Annotated in this window: 7 protein-coding genes; all 7 read left to right on the top strand. The window is 51.3% G+C overall.

Annotated features, from left to right (window positions below; all coding sequences use genetic code 11):
* The first annotated feature begins 131 nt into the window (after window positions 1-131).
* Window positions 132-1,043, top strand: a complete 912-nt coding sequence (locus OXG10_04875) for a cysteine synthase family protein (protein ID MCY3826697.1) — start codon at window positions 132-134, stop codon at window positions 1,041-1,043.
* Between the two features lie 96 nt (window positions 1,044-1,139).
* A complete protein-coding gene (gene ftsH / locus OXG10_04870; protein MCY3826696.1) occupies window positions 1,140-2,990 on the top strand; it encodes an ATP-dependent zinc metalloprotease FtsH in 1,851 nt (616 codons plus the stop codon).
* Window positions 2,991-3,110: 120 nt separating this feature from the next.
* Complete coding sequence (gene folP / locus OXG10_04865) at window positions 3,111-3,947, top strand: dihydropteroate synthase (protein MCY3826695.1); 837 nt, start codon at window positions 3,111-3,113, stop codon at window positions 3,945-3,947.
* A 3-nt stretch (window positions 3,948-3,950) separates the two neighbouring features.
* A complete protein-coding gene (cdaA, locus tag OXG10_04860) occupies window positions 3,951-4,748 on the top strand; it encodes a diadenylate cyclase CdaA (GenBank protein MCY3826694.1) in 798 nt (265 codons plus the stop codon).
* Window positions 4,748-5,704: a CdaR family protein gene (locus OXG10_04855; GenBank protein MCY3826693.1), complete on the top strand. Its 957-nt coding sequence runs from the start codon at window positions 4,748-4,750 to the stop codon at window positions 5,702-5,704. Before cdaA ends, OXG10_04855 begins: the two co-directional genes overlap by 1 nt.
* A 3-nt stretch (window positions 5,705-5,707) precedes the next feature.
* Window positions 5,708-7,090: a phosphoglucosamine mutase gene (gene glmM, locus OXG10_04850; GenBank protein MCY3826692.1), complete on the top strand. Its 1,383-nt coding sequence runs from the start codon at window positions 5,708-5,710 to the stop codon at window positions 7,088-7,090.
* On the top strand, window positions 7,091-7,804 hold the full coding sequence (locus OXG10_04845) for a pyridoxine 5'-phosphate synthase (GenBank protein MCY3826691.1): 714 nt from the start codon (window positions 7,091-7,093) through the stop codon (window positions 7,802-7,804).
* The last annotated feature ends 3 nt before the right edge of the window (window positions 7,805-7,807 follow it).

Raw genomic sequence — 7,807 nt, 5'->3', positions numbered from 1 at the left:
GAGACAACGGACAAAACAACAGAGGTGAAATCAGACAATCAGGTCGCCGCTTGATTTTGCTCTTGTACACCAGATTTGACTATAATTCTGTGTATTGACCGGGCACGGAAAATCCGCACGAAAAACACGAAATGGCAAACCTGATTGACTGCATCGGCAACACTCCGGTAATAAAGCTCAGAAGCGTACCGAAAGACGGACGCTCAAAGATATGGGCAAAGCTTGAGAACTTAAACCCCGCTGGCAGCATAAAGGACAGGGCATGTATCGCCATGCTAAGACAAGCGGAGCATGAAAACCTGATAGAACCCGGTAAAACAACCGTGATCGAAGCGTCAAGCGGGAACACCGCGATAGGAATAGCCCTCTGCTGCCGGGCAGGCGGCTACGACTTCACCGTTGTTATGCCCGAGAATACGGCAAAAGAGAAAATCCAGGTAATAAAAGCATTTAAGGGGCAGGCGGTTCTTACCGATCCAAGCTTAGGGCTTCGAGGATCGAGAGAAAAGGCTCGTGAGATAGAACGCGAAAACCCGGATTCCTATTTTCTTGACCAGTTCAAAAACACCGCGGACATAGAGATTCACCGCGAGGAGACCGCAAAAGAAATAAAAAACCAGATACCGGGACATCTCGATGCCTTTGTGTGCGGAGTCGGAAGCGGGGGAACGGTAATGGGAGTGGGCTCCGAACTCAAAAAAATCTATCCCGACCTCAAGGTAGTGGTGGTCGAACCCACCGAATGCCCTACTCTTTCCGAGGGAAAGGAAGGTCCTCACGGCATCTGCGGAATATCGCCCGGTTTTGTTCCCGAGAAACTCGATACCGGCGTGATTGACAGGATCTACGCGGTCTCCACGGAAGATGCCCGTGAATGCACCAAGACTCTCGCTTCCGAGGAAGGCATACTGGTCGGAATATCTTCGGGAGCCTGCCTCAGCGCTGCCCTTGGGATCTCAGAAGAACTTCGAGACGGCGGCCAGGTGCTTGTAACTTTCTGCGACAGCGGAGAAATGTACCTGGGTACCGACCTTTACGATTAAAAAACCCGTTTGAAATGAAAATTTAACTATGTTATTTTACTCTTTGGATATGTTTATCCGCGTGAAAGTTGCGTAAAGACAGAGGAATAACGACGCATGTCAGCAAATATTTTTAAAAACCTTGTGCTCTGGGTGGCCATGTTCGTCGGAGTGTTCGCCGTGTACCAGTTCATGAACACCTCGGCAAACGTCTACTCGGAGATATCCTACAGCAAATTCCTGGAACACCTGGACAATGACAGGATAGCCAAGATAGAGTTCGGCGAAAACATGATAAGGGGAGAGCTTAAAAACGCCGACCCCGAAGACCGGGGATTCACAACCACCGGCCCCGCGGGAGAACTCCTTATCGCAAAGCTTGAGCAAAGCGGCGTGGAGTTCAGTTTTTCCCGTCGCAAACAAAGTTCGCTTACACAGATACTGATAAACTGGGGCCCTCTTTTCATACTGGTTGCCCTAATGGTCTTTTTCATGAGACAGGTACAGGCCGGGGGCACGAAGGCGATGAGCTTCGGAAAAAACCGCGCGAGGATGCTCTCCGATGAACAGAACAAGATCACCTTCAAGGACGTGGCCGGAGTTGAGGAGGCAAAAGAGGAAGTAAGCGAAATAGTGGAGTTCCTAAAAAGTCCGGAGAAATTCACGCGGCTTGGAGGAAGAATACCTAAAGGAGTTCTTCTGGTCGGTCCCCCGGGAACGGGAAAAACACTTCTGGCAAAGGCCATAGCCGGAGAAGCGGGAGTACCGTTTTTCATCATAAGCGGTAGTGACTTCGTGGAGATGTTCGTCGGAGTCGGAGCTTCAAGGGTAAGGGACCTGTTCATACAGGCCAAGAAAAACGCCCCTTGCATAATATTCGTTGACGAACTCGACGCCGTGGGAAGACACAGGGGAGCAGGACTAGGAGGAGGCCACGACGAAAGGGAGCAGACCCTTAACCAGCTTCTGGTCGAGATGGACGGCTTTGAAGGAAACGAAGGCATTATAGTCATGGCCGCCACGAACCGCCCGGACGTGCTTGACCCGGCGCTTCTGAGACCCGGGAGGTTTGATCGCCAGGTTGTCGTCCCGAGGCCGGATGTCAGGGGAAGAGAAGCCATCTTGGTCGTTCATTCAAAAGACACCCCGATGGCTGATGACGTTGATCTTTCGGTGATCGCCAGGTCCACCCCGGGTTTCTCCGGAGCCGACCTTGAAAATCTGGTCAACGAGTCGGTTCTTCATGCCGCCCGCAACGACAAGGAACAGGTCTCCATAGAAGACTTTGAATACGCAAAAGACAAGGTCACAATGGGAGTTGAGAGAAAAAGTATGCTGATAAGCGAAAAAGAGAAAAAAATCACCGCTTACCACGAGGCCGGACACGCGCTCGTAGCGAAACTGACTCCCGAGGCCGACCCCATACACAAGGTGACGATCATACCGAGAGGAATGGCTCTCGGAGTTACTCAGCAGCTCCCCCTTGAAGACAAGTACACCCTTTCGAGGAGTTATCTGATTTCCACCATAAAGGTGCTTCTGGGAGGCAGGGCCGCCGAAGAACTTGTGTTCTCAGAAAGAACCAGCGGCGCTGCAAACGACCTTGAGAGAGTTACCGACATAGCCAAAAAAATGGTATGCGAATGGGGAATGAGCGAAGTTGTGGGACCGGTAACTTTCGGCAAAGGGGAACAGCAGCCTTTCCTAGGCAGGGAAATATCGAGAAAAAGCGATTACAGCGAAGATACCGCGGTGCAGATCGATCAGGAGACAAGGAAGATCGTGAACGAAAGCTACGACGAGGTAATGAAGCTCCTCGGAGACAATCTGGATCTTCTGCATGAGCTCTCTTCCCTGCTTCTGGAAAAAGAAGTTATAGACTCGGCGGAACTTGACGAACTGGTGTCAAAAACACGTGAGTTCAGGCCGGAAGTGAAAAAGCCGTTCGATATAACCAGCAGGGTCTGATTCCTAGGGTTCTGCCCTGCCCCGCCGCTGTTTTCTGGCTGTCTCTGCAAAACCGGGAGTAAAAGCCGTTTGCTAAAGTCTTCAGTCCATAAAGCAAATCAGAACGCACCAGAACATCATTTGATAAAACTCGGTTCAAAAGAACTGGATCTCAGCCAAAAACCCCTCGTCATGGGTATTGTGAACATGACTCCGGACTCCTTTTATGACGGCGGAGCGTACAACGATCCCCAAAAAGCTCTCGGGAGAATCGCCTCTTTAATCAGAGACGGGGCCGATATTATTGACATAGGAGGAGAATCCACAAGGCCGGGTTCCCTCGGCGTGAGCACGGAAGAGGAGCTTGACAGGGTTATACCGGTAATAGAGGCGGCTTCGGTGGAATTTGACACCGTAATATCCGTCGACACCACAAAAGCGGCTGTCGCCGAGGAGGCTCTTGGGTGCGGAGCCTCGATGGTAAACGATATAAGCGGACTGAGTTTCGAACCGCAGGTGGCGCAGAAAGTATCGGAGAAAGGAGCCGCAATCGTACTCACCCACACAAGTTCACGCCCGCTGGACATGCAGGAGAAAACCCAATACAGTTCGCTTATTCCCGATATAGCGGACTTTCTTTTGAATTCGGCTCAGACGGCAATGGAGGCTGGAGTGCCGCGGGACCACATAATAATTGACCCAGGCATCGGATTCGGAAAAACCACCCCGCAGAACCTCGAAATCATAAGAAAGCTCGAGGAATTCTGCCGGCTCGGGTTTCCGGTCTGCATTGGAACCTCGCGAAAATCCTTTATAGGAGAAATCCTGGGGAGTCCGCTTGCCGAGCAAAGATTGATAGGATCCGTCTGTTCAGTAATAATATCAATGCTCAAGGGTATTTCTATCGTAAGAGTTCATGATGTACTTGAGACAGTGCAGGCGATTAGGACGGTAAAGAGCATATACGGGGCTAACTAGGATATGACAGATTCTACCATACAGAACTTTCGATTCTTTTCCGACAGTCTGGATATCCTGATCGTCGCCATAATATTTTTCTACGTACTGAAGGCCATAGAGGGAACCAGAAGCTCGCAGATCCTGGTAGGACTCGTGGCTATGGCAGTTCTTTACTTCGCCTCGAGGAAATGGGGGTTTTTCACGCTCAACTGGGTGCTTACCCACTTTCTCGGCTTCGCTATCCTCATAATAATAATTCTCTTCCAGGATGACATAAGAAGAGGGCTTGCGAACATAGGGAAAAAACCTCTTCTCTTCAGTTTCGCAAAACATGCCGCAAACGAAGCAATGATAGAAGAGCTGGGGGATGCCTGCTCTTTTCTCTCTTCAAGGAAAATCGGAGCCCTGATAGCCATTGAAAGGCAGGAGAGCCTAAGAGTGTTTCCCGGAAGACCTATTAACACCAGCTTATCAAGCGAGATGCTTATAACCATTTTCAACCCGGCGTCCCCTCTTCACGACGGAGGAGTGATAGTCAAAGACGACGTTATTGTTTCAGCCGGGTGCTTTTTCCCGATCAGTACGGACCTTGAACTGGGAACGGAGCTTGGAACAAGGCACAGGGCGGCAATAAAGCTCTCCAACGAGACTGACGCTGTCGTTGTAATCGTGTCCGAGGAAACGGGGAAGATCTCGCTGGCGGCGGACGGAGAACTTAAAAGAATCGCTAACGATAAATTGCTTAAGCCGAGTCTGGTTTCCGAACTTACCACCGAGAACCTGAGCAGCATAAAAGCAGGCCAGGCAGGAAAAGCCTGATGGAGAAAAAACCTTTCTTTCAAGGTCTTACAAAAAAAACAATCGCACTCGCGCTGGCGGTAATTCTCTGGGCATTTACGAACTTCGAACTTGACGTGGAAAGGGACGTCAGGATTCCGCTTCACCTAAGTGGCCTGCCTGAAGATCTTATTATCGTGAACAATGCCCCCGAAAATATTGACCTCTCTCTCAGGGGAGCGAGAAACCTGCTCTCTTCATTTGCCTTCTCGAACAAGTCAATTCCCGTTGACCTGCAGAAAACGGAACGGGGTGTTCTTAAAATAGACTTAAAGCGCGCGGCATCGCAGATAGTTCCCAGAGGAATCGATATAGTCGCTGCGAGGCCCTCGAAGCTCTCTCTTAACATAGATATGCTTGTGACGAAAAGATTCAAAGTGAAACCCGTGCTCGGAGAACCGGACTCCGGCTACGAGATATCGAAGAAATTAAAGATCGTCCCGCAATTCGTAAAGGTAAAAGGGCCCGCTTCGCAGCTTGGCAAGCTGGAAAGCATAGAAACGGCGAAAATAAAGCTTGAAGGCGAAAAAGCCGAGTTCACGGCGCCGGTGCAGCTGCAGCTGCCCTCCCAGTACATGGAAGTCCTCGAAGGCGATCACGTGAACGTAACGGTTTACATAAAAGAGATAATACTGTCCAAGGAGTTTCGGGACGTCGACATAGTTCCCCGGAATTTCGGAAAACTCGAATACACTACAACTCCCGAGCTTAAGGCCACACTGGTATTCAATGGTCCCTACAAGACCATCAACGACCTTACGAGCAACGATGTCAAAGTTTTCATAGACGGGGCAGAGATGGGCGAGAGCAGGCTGAAAAGACTCAGGGTAAAAGTTCAGTATCCAAGTTCGGACCTGCTGAAACTTACGAAGACCTCTCCGACGAGTGTCAGGGTCAGGGTCAAACCGCCTCCCCCGGAAGAATCCCCGAAGACGTAAATCATGAAAAAGTCCGCATCTGAATTTCCCGAAAGAAAGATTTTTGGAACCGATGGAATAAGGGGGGTTACCAACACCTATCCAATGACCCCCGAGGTATCGCTTGCCCTCGGAAAAGCGCTCACAAAATATCTGTCCGGGAAAACGGGCGGCCACGTGAAGATACTCGTCGGCAAAGACACCCGCCTTTCAGGCTACGTCTTCGAACAGGCAATAGCCTCGGGCATAACGTCCATGGGAGCCGACGTACTGCTCGTTGGTCCCCTGCCCACTCCGGCCATAGCCTTTCTCACTTCAAACATGAGAGCCACGGCCGGCGTGGTCATCTCCGCGTCGCACAATCCCTACACCGATAACGGAATAAAGATATTCGATTCCACGGGCTTCAAGCTCCCGGACACAACGGAGGCTGAAATAGAGAACATGGTTCTCGGAGAAAAACAGCTAAGCCCCCCTCCCCTGACGGGAAAGGCGAAAAGAATCGAGGACGCGGTCGGACGCTACATAGTGTTTCTCAAAAACACCTTCCCTGATGATCTTACGCTCGACGGGGTGAAGATCGTGGTTGACTGCGCCAACGGAGCCGCGTACAAGGTCGCACCCATAATCTTCGAGGAACTTGGGGCCGAGGTGATCACGATCGGCACTGAGCCCAATGGGACGAACATAAACGTTGACTGCGGAAGCCTGCGCCCCGAAATACTCTGCGAAGAAGTAGTGCGAAGTGGTTCCGACATAGGAATAGCGCTTGACGGAGACGCGGACAGGGTGGTTTTCTGCGATGAAAACGGAAATGGGGTTGACGGCGACCATGTGCTCGCGATCTGCTCATCCGAAATGCTTGAAGCCGGCACCCTGGCAACGGACACCGTGGTGGCTACCCAGATGAGCAACATGGCCCTTGAGAACTACCTCAATGCAAAAGGCCTCAGACTTGAGAGAACCCGCGTGGGAGACAGGTACGTGGTAGAAGCAATGAGAGAACTGGGAGCAAACCTGGGAGGCGAGAAATCGGGTCACCTGCTGTTTCTTGACCACTCGACAACGGGAGACGGCTTGCTGGCCTCGCTTCAGATTCTGGGCATAATGAAAAGAAAGGGGAAACCGCTTTCTGAGCTCGCCGGGGTAATAGATATGTTTCCCCAGGTTCTTAACAGTCTTGAAATCAAAGAGAAAAAACCGTTTGAGCAGATCCCGGGGCTTGTCGAAATCGTCAGGGAATCTGAAAAAATCCTTGGAGACAAGGGAAGAATAAACCTCAGGTATTCCGGAACCGAACTGCTGGCGCGGGTAATGGTGGAGGGAGAGGATGAAACCCTGATAAACGGAATCGCTTCCCGAGTATCTTCCGTAATAAGCGAGAGCATAGGAACAGGAAATCTGTAGATGAAAACCAGGCTGAACGTAAACGTTGACCATGTGGCAACCCTGAGACAGGCAAGGATGGGAGACGAGCCCGACCCCGTGACCGCAGCCGCGCAGGCTGAACTGGCCGGAGCGAGCGGAATAGTGGTCCACCTTCGTGAAGACCGCCGACACATTCAGGAAAGGGACCTTCTTCTGCTGAGACAGACGGTGCGGACGAAGCTTAACATGGAAATGGCCGTAACGGATGAAATGATCGAGATTGCGTGCGAGACGCTTCCCGACGTCGTGACCCTTGTTCCGGAAAAAAGGCAGGAGATAACCACTGAAGGAGGACTTGACGTGCGCGGGGATACGGAGAGAATTGCCGCGGGGATTGAAAAACTGAAGAGTTCCGGGCTGTTCGTAAGCATTTTCATAGACCCTGACCCCGAACAGATAAGCGCCTCCGCGCAGACCGGCGCTCATATGGTTGAACTCCACACTGGAAGTTACGCAAACGCCCGCGACGAGACCGGGATGATGATGGAACTTGACAAGATCAGAAAATCAACGGAAGACGCCCTCTCCCACCGACTCAGGGTATCCGCCGGTCACGGGCTCAACTACGTTAACGTGACCGCGGTTTCACAGATAGACGGGATTGAGGAACTCAACATCGGCCACAGCATAATTTCACGGGCGGTTCTCTCCGGAATGGAGGAAGCCGTAAGAGACATGATTGATCTGCTATAGTAT

Source organism: Candidatus Dadabacteria bacterium (assembly GCA_026706695.1).
GTDB lineage: Bacteria > Desulfobacterota_D > UBA1144 > Nemesobacterales > Nemesobacteraceae > Nemesobacter.
The sequence above is the reverse complement of the archived record's forward strand: the minus strand, read 5'-3'. Positions and strand labels throughout refer to the sequence as shown.

What these genes read in the sequence shown, in the direction of transcription:
- glmM (MCY3826692.1), top strand. Translation starts at nt 5,708, where the DNA reads ATGAAAAAGTCCGCATCTGAATTTCCCGAAAGAAAGATTTTTGGAACC.
- OXG10_04855 (MCY3826693.1), top strand. Translation starts at nt 4,748, where the DNA reads ATGGAGAAAAAACCTTTCTTTCAAGGTCTTACAAAAAAAACAATCGCA.
- cdaA (MCY3826694.1), top strand. Translation starts at nt 3,951, where the DNA reads ATGACAGATTCTACCATACAGAACTTTCGATTCTTTTCCGACAGTCTG.
- ftsH (MCY3826696.1), top strand. Translation starts at nt 1,140, where the DNA reads ATGTCAGCAAATATTTTTAAAAACCTTGTGCTCTGGGTGGCCATGTTC.
- OXG10_04845 (MCY3826691.1), top strand. Translation starts at nt 7,091, where the DNA reads ATGAAAACCAGGCTGAACGTAAACGTTGACCATGTGGCAACCCTGAGA.
- OXG10_04875 (MCY3826697.1), top strand. Translation starts at nt 132, where the DNA reads ATGGCAAACCTGATTGACTGCATCGGCAACACTCCGGTAATAAAGCTC.